This window comes from Kitasatospora sp. MMS16-BH015 (genome assembly GCF_002943525.1).
Taxonomy (GTDB): domain Bacteria; phylum Actinomycetota; class Actinomycetes; order Streptomycetales; family Streptomycetaceae; genus Kitasatospora.
In genome coordinates, this window is the sequence record NZ_CP025394.1 from 1254687 (window position 1) to 1272581 (window position 17895).

16 protein-coding genes and 2 pseudogenes are annotated in these 17895 nt (G+C 71.8%); 1 reads left to right on the forward strand and 17 read right to left on the reverse strand.

Annotated features, from left to right (window positions below; genetic code table 11):
* Positions 1-133: 133 nt before the first annotated feature.
* The 16 genes and pseudogenes from CFP65_RS05385 to pgsA all read right to left on the reverse strand — a co-directional run.
* Positions 134-2434, reverse strand: a pseudogene (locus CFP65_RS05385) (bifunctional (p)ppGpp synthetase/guanosine-3',5'-bis(diphosphate) 3'-pyrophosphohydrolase); the annotation flags it as partial.
* 127 nt (positions 2435-2561) lie between these two features.
* Entirely contained in the window at positions 2562-3113 is a 552-nt protein-coding gene (locus tag CFP65_RS05390) for an adenine phosphoribosyltransferase (protein ID WP_104815003.1), read from the reverse strand.
* A 20-nt stretch (positions 3114-3133) separates the two neighbouring features.
* On the reverse strand, positions 3134-4159 hold the full coding sequence (secF, locus tag CFP65_RS05395) for a protein translocase subunit SecF (RefSeq protein WP_104815004.1): 1026 nt from the start codon (positions 4157-4159) through the stop codon (positions 3134-3136).
* Positions 4160-4163: 4 nt separating this feature from the next.
* Positions 4164-5957 (reverse strand): protein translocase subunit SecD, encoded by a 1794-nt coding sequence (gene secD, locus CFP65_RS05400; protein WP_371682365.1) that lies wholly within the window; start codon positions 5955-5957, stop codon positions 4164-4166.
* 149 nt (positions 5958-6106) lie between these two features.
* Positions 6107-6511, reverse strand: a complete 405-nt coding sequence (yajC, locus tag CFP65_RS05405; RefSeq protein WP_104815005.1) for a preprotein translocase subunit YajC — start codon at positions 6509-6511, stop codon at positions 6107-6109.
* Between the two features lie 122 nt (positions 6512-6633).
* Positions 6634-7745 (reverse strand): annotated as a pseudogene (gene ruvB, locus CFP65_RS05410) (Holliday junction branch migration DNA helicase RuvB).
* A gap of 26 nt (positions 7746-7771) precedes the next feature.
* Entirely contained in the window at positions 7772-8383 is a 612-nt protein-coding gene (gene ruvA, locus CFP65_RS05415; protein ID WP_104815007.1) for a Holliday junction branch migration protein RuvA, read from the reverse strand.
* Positions 8380-8937: a crossover junction endodeoxyribonuclease RuvC gene (gene ruvC / locus CFP65_RS05420; protein ID WP_104815008.1), complete on the reverse strand. Its 558-nt coding sequence runs from the start codon at positions 8935-8937 to the stop codon at positions 8380-8382. The genes ruvA and ruvC overlap by 4 nt, the downstream gene beginning before the upstream one ends.
* A 166-nt stretch (positions 8938-9103) precedes the next feature.
* Entirely contained in the window at positions 9104-9862 is a 759-nt protein-coding gene (locus CFP65_RS05425; RefSeq protein ID WP_104815009.1) for a YebC/PmpR family DNA-binding transcriptional regulator, read from the reverse strand.
* Positions 9863-9947: 85 nt separating this feature from the next.
* Positions 9948-10559: a pyridoxal 5'-phosphate synthase glutaminase subunit PdxT gene (pdxT, locus tag CFP65_RS05430; RefSeq protein ID WP_104815010.1), complete on the reverse strand. Its 612-nt coding sequence runs from the start codon at positions 10557-10559 to the stop codon at positions 9948-9950.
* Between the two features lie 93 nt (positions 10560-10652).
* Positions 10653-11564 (reverse strand): pyridoxal 5'-phosphate synthase lyase subunit PdxS, encoded by a 912-nt coding sequence (pdxS, locus tag CFP65_RS05435; RefSeq protein WP_104815011.1) that lies wholly within the window; start codon positions 11562-11564, stop codon positions 10653-10655.
* 131 nt (positions 11565-11695) lie between these two features.
* Entirely contained in the window at positions 11696-12241 is a 546-nt protein-coding gene (locus CFP65_RS05440; protein WP_104815012.1) for a hypothetical protein, read from the reverse strand.
* A gap of 6 nt (positions 12242-12247) precedes the next feature.
* The gene (locus tag CFP65_RS05445) at positions 12248-12598 is read right to left on the reverse strand and encodes a 5-carboxymethyl-2-hydroxymuconate Delta-isomerase (RefSeq protein WP_104815013.1); all 351 of its coding nucleotides are present in this window, start codon (positions 12596-12598) and stop codon (positions 12248-12250) included.
* Between the two features lie 19 nt (positions 12599-12617).
* Positions 12618-13799, reverse strand: coding sequence for a glycosyltransferase family 4 protein (locus CFP65_RS05450; protein WP_104815014.1), 1182 nt, complete (start codon positions 13797-13799; stop codon positions 12618-12620).
* A complete protein-coding gene (locus tag CFP65_RS05455; RefSeq protein ID WP_104820670.1) occupies positions 13796-14704 on the reverse strand; it encodes a phosphatidylinositol mannoside acyltransferase in 909 nt (302 codons plus the stop codon). Before CFP65_RS05455 ends, CFP65_RS05450 begins: the two co-directional genes overlap by 4 nt.
* 8 nt (positions 14705-14712) lie before the next feature.
* Positions 14713-15354: a phosphatidylinositol phosphate synthase gene (gene pgsA, locus CFP65_RS05460; RefSeq protein WP_104815015.1), complete on the reverse strand. Its 642-nt coding sequence runs from the start codon at positions 15352-15354 to the stop codon at positions 14713-14715.
* A 255-nt stretch (positions 15355-15609) separates the two neighbouring features.
* Here pgsA and CFP65_RS05465 point away from each other — a divergent pair, with 255 nt between their 5' ends.
* On the forward strand, positions 15610-17622 hold the full coding sequence (locus CFP65_RS05465) for an elongation factor G (protein WP_104815016.1): 2013 nt from the start codon (positions 15610-15612) through the stop codon (positions 17620-17622).
* Here the strand turns inward: CFP65_RS05465 and CFP65_RS05470 are convergent.
* Positions 17561-17887, reverse strand: coding sequence for a DUF393 domain-containing protein (locus CFP65_RS05470; protein ID WP_104815017.1), 327 nt, complete (start codon positions 17885-17887; stop codon positions 17561-17563). The two genes, CFP65_RS05465 and CFP65_RS05470, sit on opposite strands and share 62 nt — an antisense overlap.
* Between the last annotated feature and the right edge of the window lie 8 nt (positions 17888-17895).

A 17895-nucleotide genomic window follows, 5' to 3' on the forward strand; every position in this document is an offset into this window, starting at 1 on the left:
CAGGAGCTCCGCCATTCGGGCAGAAGCGGACATATGCCCCCGGGTCGACAGCCGATCAGCCGGGACTCCGGCGATCAAGGTGGCCGGATCCGGACCGTCGCCCGGGGGTGTGTGCTATTTCGGTGCCCGCGCGCTACTTCCGGGCCGAGGTGACCCGGTAGACGTCGTAGACGCCCTCGACCCCGCGCACCGCCTTGAGCACGTGGCCCAGGTGCTTCGGGTCGCCCATCTCGAAGGTGAAGCGGCTCATCGCCACCCTGTCCCGCGAGGTCTGGACGGCCGCCGAGAGGATGTTGACGTGCTGGTCCGAGAGTACCCGGGTGACGTCCGAGAGCAGTCGGGAGCGGTCCAGCGCCTCCACCTGGATGGCCACCAGGAAGACCGAGGACTGGGTCGCGGCCCACTCCACGTCGATCATCCGCTCCGGCTGCTGGGTCAGCGACTCCACGTTGACGCAGTCCGAGCGGTGCACCGAGACGCCGTTGCCCCGGGTGATGAACCCGACGATCGGGTCGCCCGGCACCGGGGTGCAGCAGCGGGAGAGCTTGACCCAGACGTCCTCGACGCCCTTGACGATGATGCCCGGGTCGCCCTTGGCCCGGCGGCGGGCCGCCCGGCCGTCGTGGGTCGGGGTGGCCGTCTCCGCCAGGTCGTCGGTGGCCCCCTCCTCGCCGCCGAGCGCCTGCACCAGCTTCTGCACGATGTTCTGCGCCGCGACGTGGCCCTCGCCGATGGCGGCGTAGAGCGAGGAGATGTCGGGGTAGCGCATCTCGTGGGCGAGGGTGACCAGCGAGTCGCCGGTGAGGATCCGCTGGATCGGCAGGCCCTGCTTGCGCATCGCCCGGGCGATGGCCTCCTTGCCCTGCTCGATCGCCTCCTCGCGGCGCTCCTTGGAGAACCAGGCCTTGATCTTGTTCCGGGCCCTGGGCGACTTGACGAAGCCCAGCCAGTCCCGCGAGGGCCCGGCGTTCTCCGCCTTGGAGGTGAAGACCTCCACGGTGTCGCCGTTCTCCAGCGTCGACTCCAGCGGCACCAGCCGGCCGTTGACCCGCGCTCCTATGCAGCGGTACCCGACCTCGGTGTGCACCGCGAAGGCGAAGTCCACCGGGGTGGCCCCGGCGGGCAGCGCTATGACGTCGCCCTTCGGGGTGAAGACGAAGGTCTCGTTGTTGGAGAGGTCGAAGCGCAGCGACTCGAGGAACTCGCTCGGGTCCTCGGTCTCCTTCTGCCAGTCCAGCAGCTGCCGCAGCCAGGCCATCTCGTTGACGGCGCCGGCCTTGTCGTCCTTGCGGGTCTGGGTGGGCGTATCGGTGCGCACCTTGGAGGCGCCGGCCACCGCCCGCTGCTTGTACTTCCAGTGCGCGGCGATGCCGTACTCGGCGCGGCGGTGCATGTCGAAGGTGCGGATCTGCAGCTCGACCGGCTTGCCGCCGGGCCCGATCACCGTCGTGTGCAGCGACTGGTACATGTTGAACTTGGGCATCGCGATGTAGTCCTTGAACCGCCCCGGCACCGGGTTCCACCGCGCGTGGATGGTGCCCAGCGCCGCGTAGCAGTCGCGGACGGTGTCGACCAGGACCCGGATGCCCACCAGGTCGTAGATCTCGGCGAAGTCGCGCCCTCGCACGATCATCTTCTGGTAGACCGAGTAGTAGTGCTTCGGCCGGCCGGTCACCTGGGCGGTGATCCGGGCCCCGCGCAGGTCGCCCTGGACCTGGTCGATCACGGTGGCCAGGTACTCGTCCCGCTTGGGCGCGCGCTCGGCCACCAGACGCACGATCTCGTCGTACATCTTGGGGTAGAGGATCGCGAAGGCGAGGTCCTCCAGCTCCCACTTGATGGTGTTCATGCCCAGCCGGTGCGCCAGCGGGGCGTAGATCTCCAGCGTCTCGCGGGCCTTCTTCTCCTGCTTCTCCCGCTTGAGGTAGCGCATGGTGCGCATGTTGTGCAGGCGGTCGGCGAGCTTGATCACCAGGACCCGCGGGTCCTTGGCCATCGCCACGACCATCTTGCGCACGGTCTCGGCCTGCGCGGCCTCGCCGAACTTGACCCGGTCCAGCTTGGTGACGCCGTCCACCAGCAGGGCGACCGAGTCGCCGAAGTCCTGCCGAAGCGTCTCCAGGCCGTAGTCGGTGTCCTCCACGGTGTCGTGGAGCAGCCCGGCCATCAGGGTGGGCGCGTCCATCCCCAGCTCGGCCAGGATGGTGGCCACCGCCAGCGGGTGGGTGATGTAGGGGTCGCCGCTCTTGCGCTTCTGCCCCCGGTGCCACTTCTCGGCCACCGCGTACGCGCGCTCGATGTCGCGCAGCAGGGCCGGGTCGGCCTTCGGGTCCTGGGCCTTGATGGTCCTGAAGAGCGGTTCGAGGACCGGGTTGAGCAGTGAACTCCGCTGCCCGCCGAGCCGCGCCAGGCGCGCCCGCATTCCCCCGGAGGAGGACGGACGCACAGCCGCTGTGGGCACAACCTCGTCGGGCAAGGACGCTCCTCGGTGCGGAGAGGGATGAACCTTCATCCTACCGAGAAGCGGAGTTCACATGCTCAGCCACCACCCCCGAAGGGTTTCAGACGCTGATCAGGGTCTCCAGCGGAGCGTCCCCCAGGTGCTCGGCGAGGCGCTCGCGGCCGGGGAGGAAGGTCAGCTCCATCAGGACGACCACGCCCGCCAGCTCGGCGCCGGCCCGCTTGACCAGGTCCAGGGAGGCGCCCAGGGTGCCGCCGGTGGCGAGCACGTCGTCGACCAGCAGGACGCGCTCGCCGGGGGCGAAGGCGTCGCACTGGACCTCGACGGTGGCCGAGCCGTACTCCAGGTCGTAGGACTGCGCGTGCACCTCGCCGGGGAGCTTGCCGGCCTTGCGGATCGGCACGAAGCCGATCCCGGCGGCGAACGCCGCCGGGGCGGCCAGCACGAAGCCCCGTGCCTCCAACCCGACCACCTTGGTGGCTCCGAGGGCCTTGGCCCGCTCGGCGAGCGCCGTGGTGAGGGCCGCGAAGGCCTCGGCGTCGGCGAGCAGCGGGGCGATGTCCTTGAAGAGCACGCCCGGCTTCGGGTAGTCCGGTACGTCCCTGATCTTGCTGTTCAGCAGCTCGGCCAGGGCGGGGTCGGGGGAGGTCACGGGGCTTCCTTTACAACGGGTCAGCGCTGGGCCGGGGCCTCCGTCGGGGCCGCGGCAGCGGCCTTGGCGTCGGCGGCCCGGCGGGCCAGCACCTTCTTGGTCAGCGAACGCATCTCGGGGGTGGCCTCCTTGAGCTGCGCGTAGAGCGGGGTCGCCACGCAGATCGAGGAGTAGGCACCGGCGGCGAGGCCGATGAACAGGGCCAGCGAGATGTCGTTCAGCGTACCGGCACCCAGCAGACCGCCACCGATGAAGAGCAGTGCCGCGACCGGCAGCAGCGCGACGACGGTGGTGTTGATCGAGCGCACCAGGGTCTGGTTGAGGCCCAGGTTCGCGGCCTCGGAGAAGGTGTGCTTGTTCTGCTTGGTGATGTCCTTGGTGTTCTCCCGCACGGTGTCGAAGACGACGACGGTGTCGTAGAGGGAGTAGCCGAGGATGGTGAGGAAGCCGATCACCGTGCCCGGGGTGACCTCGAAGCCGACCAGGGCGTAGACGCCGATGGTGATCAGGAGGTCGTGGACGAGCGAGACCAGGGCGGCCACCGCCATCCGCCACTCGAAGGCGATCGCCAGGTAGATCGTCACCAGCACCATGAAGATGATCAGGCCGGTGAGGGCCTTCTGGGAGATCTCGTGGCCCCAGCTGGGGCCGATCACCTGGGCGGTGATCTGGTCGTTGACCTTGTCGGCCGGGATCTTCAGGTCGGTGGCCAGGGTGCTGATGGCCTCGGACGCCGGGATCTTCTTGTCCGAGCCGATCTGGATCTTGACCGCGCCCTTATCGGTGGTCTGGACCCGGGCGCTGGAGTCGTGGGTCAGCTTGTTCGCCGCGTCCTGGGCCTCGTTGAGGGTGACCCCGGGCTTGGTGACGGTGTAGATCGCACCGCCCTTGAACTCGACGCCCAGGTGCAGGCCCATCGCGAGACCGACCGCGGCCAGCACCACGATCAGGCCGGAGATGCTGTACCAGACCTTGCGGCGGCCGACGAAGTCGAAGCTGACCTCGCCCTGGTAGAGACGGTGGCCGAGATTGGTGAAGCGGGACATGGCCTCAGGCCTCCTTGCTGGCGGAAGCGGTGGCGGCGGTACGGCGCCGGCTGCCCCGGATCGGCGGCTTGGCACCCAGGCGCTTCGGGTCCAGGCCGGACCACGGGTGACCCTCGGAGAAGAACTTCTTCCGGGCCAGCAGGGTGATCAGCGGCTTGGTGAAGAGGAAGATCACCACGATGTCGAGCAGGGTGGTCAGGCCGAGGGTGAAGGCGAAGCCCTGCACCTTGCCGACCGAGACCAGGTAGAGCACCGCGGCACAGAGGAAGGACACGAAGTCCGAGACCAGGATGGTGCGGCGGGCGCGCGGCCAGGCGCGCTGGACGGCCGGGCGCAGCGGGGCGCCGTCGCGGACCTCGTCGCGGATGCGCTCGAAGTACACGATGAAGGAGTCGGCGGTGATGCCGATCGCGACGATCGCACCGCAGACGGCCGGCAGGTTCAGCGCGAAGCCGATCCCGGCACCGAGCAGGCACATGATCGCGTAGGTGAGGATCGCCGAGACGACCAGACCGGCGATCGAGACCAGGCCAAGGCCGCGGTAGTAGACCAGCGAGTAGAGGACCACCAGGGCCAGACCGATGGCACCGGCGATCAGACCGGCGTCGAGCTGGTCACCGCCGAGCTGCGGGGAGACGGTGGTGATGTCGCTCTGCACGAAGGTGAGCGGCAGGGCGCCGTAGCTCAGCACGTTGGCGAGGCCCTTGGCGTCCTCCTGGCTGAAGCTGCCGGAGATCATCGCCGAGCCGCCGGTGATCGACTGGCTCACGTACGGGTGCGAGACGACCTTGCCGTCCAGCACGATGGCGAACTGGTTGGCCGGGGCCTGCTGGGTGGCGAGCTTGCCGGTGGTGGCGGCGAAGGCCTTGGAGCCGGCGTCGTTGAAGGACAGGTCGACCTGCCAGCCGCCGGCCCGCTGGGTGTCGAACCCGGCCTGGGCCTTGGAGACGTCCTGGCCGTTCACGGCCACCGGGCCGAGGGCGAACTTGTACCAGACGTTCTGCTCGGCGTCGTAGCTGCAGGCCACGGCGTTCTTATCCGGGGTGGTCTGGTGGTCCACCCGCTGGGCGGGCACGGAGCAGTCGAGCGCGGCGAACGCGGCGGCCACGTCGGCCGGCGGGGTGCCCTGGGTCATCGCGGCGGCGATGTCGGCGGGGTTCACCGGCGCGCTCGGGGTGGCCGCAGGGGCGCTCGGGGTGGCGGCCGGGGCGGTGGAGGCGCCCGCGGAGGCGGAGGCCGTCGGGTCGGCCTTCAGGGCGTCGGTGACGGCCCGGCCCTGCTTGGTCGCGCTGGCGCTCGGGGCACCGGCGCTGGCACCGGCGGAGGCGCCGGCGCTCGCCGAGGGGGCGGCGCTCGGCGAGCCGGAGGCGCTCGGGGTGGCCGAGGGGGCCGGGATCTTCACACCGGTCGGCGCGAGCGCGAGGACCGGGCGGAAGAAGAGCTTGGCAGTGGCGCCTACCTGGTCGATCGCCTGCTGCTTGTCACCACCGTTCGGGATGTTGACGATGATGGTGTTGTTGCCCTGGGTCTGCACCTCGGCCTCGGAGACGCCCATGCCGTTGACGCGCTTCTGGATGATCGCGACAGCGGTGTCCATGTTCGTCTTGTTGACCGCCGCCGCGTCGTCCGACTTGGCGGTCAGCGTGATGCTGGTGCCACCGGCGAGGTCGATCCCGAGACGCGGCGTGGTGTGGCCCGTCCCGAACATGAGGGCGACCAGCCCGACGGTCACCGCGAGGATCAGGGCCAGCGCCCGTCCCGGGTAGCCGTCGCGCGGGCGCGACTTGGGTGTTGCCACCTTGCTCGTTTCTCCCTGTCCATGCCACCGTCCGCCCGCCGGGACCCACCCGGCTCGTGACTGGATGGGGGGAGGCGGGCGCGGCGGCCCTGAGGTCCTGTGAGGCTTGCGGCTCGGCTGCCGCTCGGCCGGGCGTTCGCCCGACCGTACTACTTACCGGCGGGGGCCTCGTCGCCGGTGCCGCCGTTGTCCGACTCGTCCTTCTTGTCGAGGCTCAGCGGCTTCGACTCGGCCTCGGCGGCGTCCTCGGTGCTCTCCAGCACCGACTCGTCCTCGGCCGGGCGGCCGTTGATGATCGCGTCGTACTCCTGCGGGTCGAGCACCGCGGCGATCGCACCCTTGGTGTAGTGCGCGACCACACCCGGGGCGACCTCCAGCTCGATGGTCTCGTCGTTGACGGCCTTCACCAGGGCGTACATCCCGCCGATGGTGCGGACGCCGGCGCCCGGCTCCAGCGAGGTCTGCATCTGCTGCTGCTGCTGCTGGCGCTTCTTCTGCGACCGGAACATGAGCAGGATCGCGAGGATCGGGAGGAGAAGGATGATGAGATTCACAGCAGCCAGAGTCCTTTACGGACCGCCCGAACGGGCGGCCTGTTGGTCGTCGGCCCGTCGGGTGAGAGGGGCGGTCCGGCGGAGTCTAGGCGACCCGCACTGAACGGACAACGCCAAGCATGTCATCCTGCCGCCGAAAGTGGCGACCCTCCGCCTGCACGGATTCTTCGGATGCCGATCACACCGCCCCTTCCAGCGGTGCCGGTCAGCGGGGCGGCGGCGGGGTCATCCCGAGGTGGGCCCAGGCGGCGGCGGTGGCGACCCGACCCCGGGGGGTGCGGGCCAGCAGGCCCTCGCGGACCAGGAAGGGCTCGGCCACCTCCTCCACCGTCTCCGACTCCTCCCCCACCGCGACGGCCAGCGTGGAGAGGCCGACCGGCCCGCCGCCGAAGAGCTTGAGCAGGGCGGTCAGCACCGCGCGGTCCAGCCGGTCCAGACCACGGCCGTCCACCTCGTACACCTCCAGCGCCTTGGCGGCCACCTCGCGGGTGACCACCCCGTCGTGCCGCACCTGCGCGTAGTCGCGCACCCGGCGCAGCAGCCGGTTGGCGATCCGGGGCGTGCCGCGCGAGCGCCCGGCGATCTCGGCCGCGCCGCGCGGGTCGATCTCCACGTCGAGCAGCCCGGCCGAGCGGTGCACCACGCGCTCCAGCTCGACCGGCGCGTAGAACTCCATGTGGCCGGTGAAGCCGAACCGGTCGCGCAGCGGCGGCGGCAGCAGGCCGGCCCGGGTGGTGGCGCCGACCAGCGTGAACGGCGGCAGCTCCAGCGGGATCGCGGTGGCGCCGGGGCCCTTGCCGACGATCACGTCGACCCGGAAGTCCTCCATCGCCATGTAGAGCATCTCCTCGGCCGGCCGGGACATCCGGTGGATCTCGTCGAGGAAGAGCACCTCCCCCTCGGTGAGCGAGGAGAGGATCGCCGCCAGGTCGCCCGCGTGCTGGATGGCCGGCCCGGACGTGATCCGGATCGGCGCGCCCAGCTCGGCCGCGATGATCATCGACAGCGTGGTCTTGCCGAGCCCGGGCGGGCCGCTCAGCAGCACGTGGTCCGGCGCACTGCCGCGCTGCCGCGCGGCCTGGAGCACCAGCGAGAGCTGCTCGCGGACCCGCTCCTGCCCGATGAACTCGTCCAGCAGCTTGGGCCGCAGCGCCGCCTCGACCGCCTGGTCCTCACCGTCGGCGAACGAGGTGACGATCCGGTCGGCGTGCTCGTCGGCGTCGTACGGGCTCATCGGGGGCTACTCCTGGGGGCGAATGATCAGCGGGTGCGGGCGAGGCTGCGCAGGGCGAGCTTGAGCAGGGCGCCGACATCGGTGATCGACTGCGCCTCGGCCTCCGGGGTCAGCGAGCGCACCGCCTCCTCGGCCTCGCGCGGAGCGTAGCCGAGGCCGGTGAGGGCGGCGTGCAGCTGCTCGTCCCAGGGCGCCGGGCCGCTGGCCACCGGCTGCTGGGCGGGGACGGCGCCGTGCGGGGTGCCGAGCTTGTCCTTGTACTCGAGCAGCAGCTTCTGGGCCAGCTTGGGGCCGATCCGCGGCACGGCGGTGAGCGCCTTGGCGTCGCCCTGGGCCACGGCCCGGCGCAGCTCGTCCGGGGTGAAGACGGCCAGCATGCCGAGCGCCATGGTCGCGGCCACCCCGCTCGCGGTGAGCAGCACCTCGAAGGTGGCCCGCTCGTCTTCGTCGGCGAAGCCGTAGAGGGTGAGCGAATCCTCCTTGACGATCAGCGCGGTGGTCAGCCGGGTGGGCTGACCGATCCTCAGGGTGGCCAGCGTGCGGGGCGTGCACTTGACCAGCATGCCGACCCCGCCGACCTCGACCACCGCGGCTCCCGCCGTGACGGCGGCCACCGGGCCCTGGACGAAAGCGATCATCGGCGGTACTCCTGACGTGCAGTGGGGCGGACGGCGGGGCGGGCGGACTGCTGGGCCAGGGCGGCGGCGATCTTCCCGGCCGCGGAGCCGCGCCAGATGTGACAGATCGCCAGCGCCAGCGCATCGGCCGCGTCGGCGGGCTTGGGCGGGGCGTCGAGCCGGAGCAGCCGGGTGACCATCGCGGTGACCTGGGCCTTGTCGGCCCGGCCGGAGCCGGTGACGGCGGCCTTGACCTCGCTCGGGGTGTGCAGAGTGACGGGGATGCCGCGGCGGGTGGCGCAGAGCATCGCCACCGCACTGGCCTGGGCCGTGCCCATCACCGTCCGGACGTTGTGCTGGGCGAAGACCCGCTCGACGGCGACCAGATCGGGCCGGTGCTCGTCGAGCCAGCGCTCGATCCCCTGCTCCACCAGCAGCAGCCGGGGCCCGATCTCCGCCTCGGCCGGCGTCCGCACCACCCCGACCCCGACCATCTTCAACGGCCGCCCCGGCGCACCGTCCACCACCCCGACCCCACACCTGGTCAGCCCGGGGTCGACTCCCAGTACGCGCACGCCCCTCCGCCTTTCGTCTGACCTGCGGAAGGCTACCCGTCAGCTGTGACAACGGACAGAAACCAGCACAGGGGCGCGGGGAACTGCGCGCGCAACCGTGCACCTTCGTGGGTGCCTGGTCGCGCAGTTCCCCGCGCCCCTGATAGTGCAACTGGCTGGTGCTGCCTTACTCGGCGTCGAGCTCTGCGGCCACGTCGTCCGGGATGTCGAAGTTCGCGAAGACGTTCTGCACGTCGTCGCTGTCCTCGAGGGCGTCGATCAGCTTGAAGATCTTGCGGGCGCCGTCGGCGTCCAGCGGGATCTGCAGGTCGGCGACGAAGTTGGCCTCGGCCGAGTCGTAGTCGATGCCGGCGTCCACGAGGGCGGTGCGGCAGGCGACCAGGTCGGTGGCCTCGCTCATGACCTCGAAGGAGTCACCGAGGTCGGTGACGTCGAGCGCGCCGGCCTCCAGGACGACCTCGGTCACCTTGTCCTCGTCCACCCCGTCAGCCTTGGGGACGACGATGACGCCCTTGCGGTTGAAGAGGTAGGAGACGGAGCCCGGGTCGGCCATGTTGCCGCCGTTGCGGGTCATCGCGACGCGGACGTCGGAGGCCGCGCGGTTGCGGTTGTCGGTGAGGCACTCGATGAGCACCGCGACACCGTTCGGGCCGTAGCCCTCGTACATGATCGTCTGGTAGTCGGCGCCACCGGCCTCGGTGCCGGCGCCGCGGCTGACCGCGCTGTCGATGTTCTTGTTCGGGACCGAGCTCTTCTTGGCCTTCTGGATGGCGTCGAAAAGCGTGGGGTTACCCGCCGGGTCGGCGCCGCCGGTCCGCGCCGCCACCTCGATGTTCTTGATCATCTTGGCGAAGAGCTTGCCGCGCTTGGCGTCGATCACGGCCTTCTTGTGCTTGGTGGTAGCCCACTTAGAGTGGCCGGACATCACCAGCTCCTTTACGTCGCCAAAGGGAAATGAACAGGAGAGATCTTACCGGTGTCACCATGTGCACCGGTCACCGCACCAGCGGTCAGCGCGCGGCGTTCTCGACCATCTGCACGAAGTACGCGTGCACGCGGTGGTCACCCGTCAGCTCCGGGTGGAAGGAGGTGGCCAGCAGGTTGCCCTGGCGGACGGCCACGATCCGGCTCTCCGGGCCGTCGGCGGCCGGGAGTTCGGCGAGGACCTCGACGCCCGCGCCCACGGCCTCGACCCAGGGGGCCCGGATGAAGACGCCGTGCACCGGGTCGCCGGCCAGGCCCTGGAAGGCGATGGCGGACTCGAAGGACTCGTTCTGGCGGCCGAAGGCGTTGCGGCGCACGGTCATGTCGATGCCGCCGACGCTCTCCTGGTCGGCCCGGCCGTCCAGGATCTTGTCGGCCAGCATGATCATGCCGGCGCAGGAGCCGTAGACCGGCATGCCGGCCGCGACGCGGTCCCGCATCGGCTGCATCAGCCCGAAGGTCAGCGCCAGCTTGGACATCGTGGTGGACTCCCCGCCGGGGATCACCAGGGCGTCGACCCCGGCCAGCTCCTCGGCGCGGCGGACCGGCCGGGCCAGCGCGTCGGCCTCGGCCAGCGCGATCATGTGCTCACGGACGTCGCCCTGCAGGGCGAGGACGCCGATCACGGGGGTACTCACGGTTTGTTACCTCTTCAGTGTTGGTTCGCGCACGAGGGCCCGCCGCGGCCTGGAGGGCAGCTGCGGCGGGCCGACGGGACGTTCTCGGAGCGATTACCAGCCGCGGTTGGCGTAGCGCTCGGTCTCCGGCAGGGTGTCGCAGTTGATGCCGACCATGGCCTCGCCCAGGCCGCGGGAGACCTCGGCGATGACCTTCGGGTCGTCGTAGAAGGTGGTGGCCTTGACGACGGCGGCGGCGCGCTTGGCCGGGTCACCGGACTTGAAGATGCCGGAGCCGACGAAGACGCCCTCGGCACCGAGCTGCATCATCAGCGCGGCGTCGGCCGGGGTGGCCACACCACCGGCGGAGAACAGCACGACCGGGAGCTTGCCCAGCTGCGCGACCTCCTTGACCAGCTCGTACGGGGCCTGCAGGTTCTTGGCCGCGACGTAGAGCTCGTTCTCGTCCAGGGTGGCCAGGCGGCGGATGTCGCCGTTGATCTGACGCATGTGGCGGACGGCCTCGACCACGTTGCCGGTGCCGGCCTCGCCCTTGGAGCGGATCATGGCCGCGCCCTCGGCGATGCGGCGCAGGGCCTCGCCCAGGTTGGTGGCGCCGCAGACGAAGGGGGTGGTGAACGCCCACTTGTCGGAGTGGTTGACCTCGTCGGCCGGGGTGAGGACCTCGGACTCGTCGATGTAGTCGACGCCGAGCGCCTGGAGGACCTGGGCCTCGACGAAGTGGCCGATGCGGGACTTGGCCATCACCGGGATGGAGACGGCGTTGATGATGCCGTCGATCATGTCCGGGTCGGACATCCGGGCCACGCCGCCGTCCTTGCGGATGTCGGCGGGGACGCGCTCCAGGGCCATGACGGCCACGGCACCGGCGTCCTCGGCGATCTTCGCCTGCTCGGCGTTGACCACATCCATGATCACACCGCCCTTGAGCTGCTCGGCCATGCCGCGCTTGACGCGCGCGGTGCCGATCTGCGGCTGGTCTGCGGTGATGGGGGTGGTGGACACGTGAGACCTCACTCGAAGATGAACCAGTGCTATCGCCCTATCGTAGGCCCGAAAGGACCCCGACCCATGCGCCACCCAGTCCAGACCGGCCTACGACTTACGACAAAGAGGCTGTAAACCCGGACAACCTGTTATGCCGGTGCGCCGTGGGGCGTCAGGGCCAGGGGCGGTTCGTCGTCCATTTCGAAGGCCAGCGGGAAGGGCGCCCGGCCGGCCAGGCGGAAGTAGCGGACCAGGCGGTGGGTGCGGACGGCGCGGGCCGCGCGGACGGCGTCGTTGTGGAAGCGGCGGGCCATCGGCACCCGGCGGCAGCCCTCGGTGAGCTCCTTGACCGCCTCCTCGCCGCCCGGCACCGCGAGCAGGGCGGTGATCTGCTCCGCCTCGGCGAAGACGGCGCGCAGGGCGATGCTCAGCTCGCTCTCGGCCACCTCGCGGTGCTCGTCCTCGGCCTGCCGGGCGGCGTGCGAGGCCTCGTAGAGCAGGATCGAGGCGGCCGGGTCGAGCATCGAGGAGGTGGCCAGCTCCATCGCCACCGAGGCCCGGCGCAGCAGCTGGGCGTCCAGCGAGGCCCGGGCCGTGTCGATCCGGGTGTGCAGGCGGTCGAGGCGCCCGGCCGTCCAACTCAGGTACACCGCGAACAGCACGACCGCGACGGCGGCCCAGAACCAGGTAGTCACGGGGCGCTACGCTACCGCCCGCCGGTAGAACCGGTCGTCCAGCTCGGTCACGTCCACGGCCAGGTGGAGCTCGCCCTCGGCCACGCTCGCGTGCTCGCGCAGCAGGGCGAGCACGGCCTCGGAGAGCGCGGTGCGGGCCTCCGGGCTGCGGCCGTCGAGGATCTTGATCTCCAGATAGACCATCGCCCGGGAGGGGTCGCCGTCCCCGACGAAGCACTCCTCGATCCGGCGGAACCGGGTCTTGCAGCTCGCCACCTCGGTGTCGATGGTCTTGGCGACCAGGGGGTGCAGCTCGGCGGCGAAGGCCGCCCGGTCGAGGGCGACGCTCCACGAGCGGTCCACGGTGATCTGCGGCACAGCTTCCTCCAGTAAGGGGTCAGTCGCGGGTCAGGCCGAGCCGGTCGCGCCAGCCCGCCCGGCCGTCCTCGGCCACCGGCGGACGGCCGTCGGTCACCGTCTCGTAGACCGAGAGGATCTCCGAGCCCACCGTCTCCCAGTCGAACCGGCGCACGTGCCGCGAGGCCGCCTCGCGCAGCTCGGCGAGCCGCTCGGGGGCCGCCAGCAGCCGCACGGCCGCGTCGGCCAGCGCCGCCGCGTCCTCGACCGGGAACAGCTCGCCGGCCGCGCCGCCGTCCAGCACCTGCTTGAACGCGTCCAGGTCGCTGGCCAGCACCGGCGCACCGGCCGACATGGCCTCGACCAGGATGATGCCGAAGCTCTCGCCGCCGGTGTTGGGCGCCACGTAGAGGTCGACGCTGCGCAGCAGCCGGGCCTTGTCCCGGTCGCTCACCATGCCGAGGAACTCGATCTGGCCGCGCACCTCGGGGGCGAGGCCGGCCACGGCCTCCTCCTCGTCGCCCTTGCCGGCCACCAGCAGTCGCACCCCCGGCCGCTCGGCCAGGATCTTGGGCAGCGCGGCGAGCAGGGTGGGCAGGCCCTTGCGCGGCTCGTTGATCCGGCCGATGAAGCCGATCGTGCCGGGGCGCCCGTCGGCCGCACCGCCCTGCCAGCGCGGCTCGGGCTCGGCCTCGGCGAAGAACTTCACGTCCACGCCGTTGGGGATCACCACGGCGTCGCCGCCCAGGTGCTCGACCAGGGTGCGCCGGGCGTACTCGCTGACCGCGATCCGGGCGCTCATCTTCTCCAGGCTGGGCTGGAGGATCGGTGAGGCCGCGATCATCGCCCGCGAGCGCGGGTTGGAGGTGTGGAAGGTGCCGACCATCGGGCCGTTGACCGCCCAGGCGGCCAGCATCGACAGGCTCGGCGAGGAGGGCTCGTGCACGTGCAGGATGTCGAACCGGCCGTCCGCGAGCCAGCGCCGCACCCGGGCGGCCGAGATGATCCCGAAGCTCAGGCGGGCCACCGAGCCGTTGTACGGCACGGCCACGGCCCGCCCGGCCGAGACCACGTACCGCGGCAGCGCCGACTCGTCCTCGGCGGGGGCCAGCACCGAGACCTCGTGGCCGCGCCCGATCAGGTGCTCGGCCAGGTCGCGGATGTGGAACTGCACCCCGCCGGGCACGTCCCAGTCGTAGGGGCAGACGATGCCGATCCTCACGCGCCCGCCTCCGCCCGCGGCGTCAGGTCCGCCAGCCAGAACTTCTGCAGCATGTGCCAGTCCTCCGGGTGCTCGCGGACGCCCTCGGCCCAGATGTCGGCCATCGCCTGCGTCATGGCGGCGGTCTTCTCCCGCTGGTCGCCCTCGGCGGGCGGCAGGATCTCGGGGTGGATCTCGGCCCGCAGCACCGGGCCGTCGTACCAGAGCGTCACCGGCATCAGCGCGGCGCCGGTGCGCAGCGCGAGCGCGGCGGGCCCGGCGGGCATCCGGGTCTGCTCGCCGAAGAAGTCCACCGGCAGGCCGTTGGCGGAGAGGTCGCGGTCGCCGACCAGGCAGACCAGCCTGCCCTCGCGCAGCCGGCGGGCCAGCGTGCCGGTCACCGAGACCGAGGAGCCGGTCAGCGCCAGCACCTCCATGCCCAGGCTCTCCCGGTAGGCCACGAACCGGTCGAACAGCGACTCGGGCTTGAGCCGCTCGGCGACGGTGGTGAAGTTGTGGCCCTCGCAGGCCGCCACCCAGGCACCGGCCAGGTCCCAGTTGCCCATGTGCGGCAGCGCTATCAGCACGCCCCGGCCGCTCGCCAGCTCGGCGTTCAGCTGCTCGACGCCCTTGACCTGCACGGCCTCGGCCAGCTGGGCGGGGCTGTAGGTCTGGAGCCGGAAGGACTCCTTCCAGTACCGCAGGTAGGAGCGCATCCCGGCCCGGGAGAGCTCGCGGATCGCCGCCTCCCCGGCCTCCGGGCGGACCCGGCGCAGGTTGGCCTCCAGCTGGAGCACCCGCTTGCCGCGCTTGCGCCAGGCCGAGTCCGCGATCCGTTCGAACAGCCGCCGGGCGGCCGGCTCGGGCAGGTGGCGCAGCGCGGCCCAGCCGAGCGCGTACGCCGAATCGGTCAGGCGCTCCTGCATCGAGACCTTCACGCGGCCGCCTCCTCCAGCTCCCGCGCCTCCCGGCGCACCGTGACGATCCGCTGCATCATCGTGACCAGGCTGCCCAGGCCCACCGCCCAGAGCGCGGTCGGCAGCAGCCACTCCACGTAGGGGACGCCGAACTTGTGCAGGCCGGTGACCCCGGCGGCGGTCAGGCTGACCACCAGGCGCTCGGCCCGCTCGACCAGGCCGTTGACCTTGCAGGGCAGGCCCAGCGACTCGGCCCGGGCCTTGGTGTACGAGACCACCTGGCCGCTGGCCAGGCAGAGGATCGCGATGGCGCAGAGCAGGTTGTTGTCGCCCTTGCCCGCGTACCACAGGGCCAGGCCGCCGAAGATCGCCGAGTCGGCGACCCGGTCCAGCGTGGAGTCCAGGAAGGCGCCCCACTTGCTGGAGCTGCCGGCCTGGCGGGCCATGTTGCCGTCCACCAGGTCGGAGAAGATGAAGAGGGTGATCGTGATGGTGCCCCAGAAGAACTCCCCGCGCGGGAAGAACACCAGCGCACCGGCGACGGACCCGGCCGTGCCGATCAGCGTCACCGCGTCCGGGCTGACGCCCATCCGCAGCAGGAACGCCGCGAACGGCGTCAGGACACGTGTGAAGAAGGCACGTGCGTACTTGTTGAGCATGGCCTTCCGGACCGCCCCGATCTTGCCTGCCGCACCCCGCGCCCCGGTGGGCGGGAGCGGCCGAGCGGATCCGCCCGCCCGGCTGGACAATGGTATCCACGCCGCCGGTGCGCTCCGCCGCCCCACGCCAGCGAGCGGCACCCGCCCCCGCCTGGCGTCGACCGGCCGTCACCGAACGCGCGTTCGCACTCACCCTACGTGATTCCGAAGGCGATCCGGTAGTAGGCCGGCAGAGTCCGGCCGGAGGAGGCACCCGTGGCGGCCCAGACATCCCAGCACCCGCCGGCCCCCGTCGTGGAGAGCAGCGCCGCACTGCGCAACGTGGTGCTGCTCGGCCCCGGCGGCGCCGGCAAGACCACCCTGGTCGAGGCCCTCGCTCTCGCCGCCGGGGCGATCCCCCGGGCCGGCGGCGTGCCCGAGGGCACCACCGTCTCCGACCACGAGGAGGTCGAGCACCGCCAGCAGCGCTCGGTGCAGCTCTCCCTCGTCCCGCTTCCCCACCGCGGGCTCAAGCTCAACCTGCTCGACACCCCCGGCTACGCCGACTTCGCCGGCGAGCTCCGGGCCGGGTTGCGGGCCGCCGAGGGCGCCCTGCTGGTGCTCTCAGCCGCCGAACCGATCGGACTGCCCGCCCTCGCCCACTGGCGCGAGTGCCGCGCCGCCGGGCTGCCCACCGCGATCGTGCTCACCCACCTGGGCACCGCCCGGATCCCACTGGAGGAGACCCTGGCCGCCTGCCAGGAGGCCTTCGGCGACCACCCCGACACCGTCCTGCCGCTCCACCTCACCACCCTGCACGAGGGCCGGCCGGTCGGCTCCCTCGACCTGCTCACCGGCCGCCGCTACGGCGAGGCCGGCCCCGAGGAGGGCGCCGACGCGGCCCGGGCCCGGCTGGTCGAGGCCATCGCCGGCGAGGACGACACCCTGCTCGAGCGCTACCTGGCCGGCGAGGAGCTCGACGCCACCGCCCTCACCGAGGCGCTGCGCCGCGAATTCCTCCAGGGCACCGTCCACCCCGTGCTGCTCACCGGCCCGCCCACCGCCGGCGCGCTCGAACTCCTCGACCTGATCGCCGAGATCTTCCCCACTCCCTTGGAGCGCGCCGACGAGCTGCCTCCCTGCGACCCCGAGGCCCCCGTCACCGCCCAGGTGGTGCACACCGGCGAGGACCCGTACGTGGGCCGGCTCAGCCTGACCCGGGTCTTCTCCGGCACCCTGCGCCCCGACACCACCCTGCACACCCCCGCCGGCGCCGAGGAGCGGGTCACCACCCTCACCACCCCCTTCGGCCGGCAGCAGCGCCCGGCCGCCCTGGCCCTGCCCGGCGAGCTGGTCTGCCTGGCCCGCCTGGCCACCGCCCGCACCGGCGACTCGCTCAGCGCCGACGACCGCGCCGTGCCGCCCTGGCCGCAGCCCGAGGCGCTGCTCCCGATCGCCGTCCAGGCCCACAGCAAGACCGACGAGGACCACCTGGCCCAGAGCCTGGCCAAGCTGGCCGCCCAGGACCCGGCGCTGCGGATCGAGCAGAACCCCGACACCCACCAACTCGTCCTCTGGTGCACCGGCGAGGCCCACCAGGCCGTGGTGCTCGACCGGCTGGCCGGCCGCTTCGGCGTCCACCTCGACACCGTGCCCTACCAGGTCGCCCTCCGCGAGACCTTCGCCACCAGCGGCAGCGGCCACGGACGGCACGTCAAACAGTCCGGCGGCCACGGCCAGTTCGCCGTCTGCGACCTCACCGTCGAACCGCTGCCCGGCGGCGGCTTCGAGTTCGTCGACAAGGTGGTCGGCGGCGCCGTCCCGCGCCACTTCGTCCCCTCGGTGGAGAAGGGCGTCCGCGCCCAGCTCGCCCACGGCGTGCTGGCCGGCTACCCGCTCACCGACGTCCGGGTCACCCTCACCGACGGCAAGGCCCACTCCGTGGACTCCTCCGACGCCGCCTTCCAGACCGCCGGCTCCCTCGCCCTCAAGGAGGCCGCCACCCACGCCACCGTCCGCCTGCTCGAACCCGTGGACGAGGTCCGGGTGCTGCTCCCCGACGAGTACCAGGGCGCCGTCCTCACCGACCTCTCCGCCCGCCGCGGCCACGTGCTCGGCACCGAACCCGGCGGCCCGGGCCTGAGCCTGGTCCGCGCCGAGGTGCCCGAACTCGAACTCACCCGCTACCCCGTGGAGCTGCGCTCCCTCTCGCACGGCACCGGCCGGTTCACCCGCTCCTACGTCCGGCACGAACCCATGCCGCAGGCCCTGGCCGCCCAGTACCGGTGACCAGCGCCAGCGCACCGCCGAGGTAGGCCCAGGCCCCGCCGGTGCGCAGCAGCAGCCGGGCCACCGCCCCGGCGCCGAGGTACGTCCGACCCGTCGGGGTGATCCAGCGCAGCCGCTCCCCCGGCCCGCCGCGGACGGCCTGCCAGCCGCCGGAGGCCAGCGTCGCCCGCAGGTACCGCTCGGCGAACCGCACCCAGGCCGTGGCGGCCCGGCTGCCCGCGTCGTAGACCAGCACCGGGTCCGTCGCCACATCCAACTCGGTCATGCCCCTGA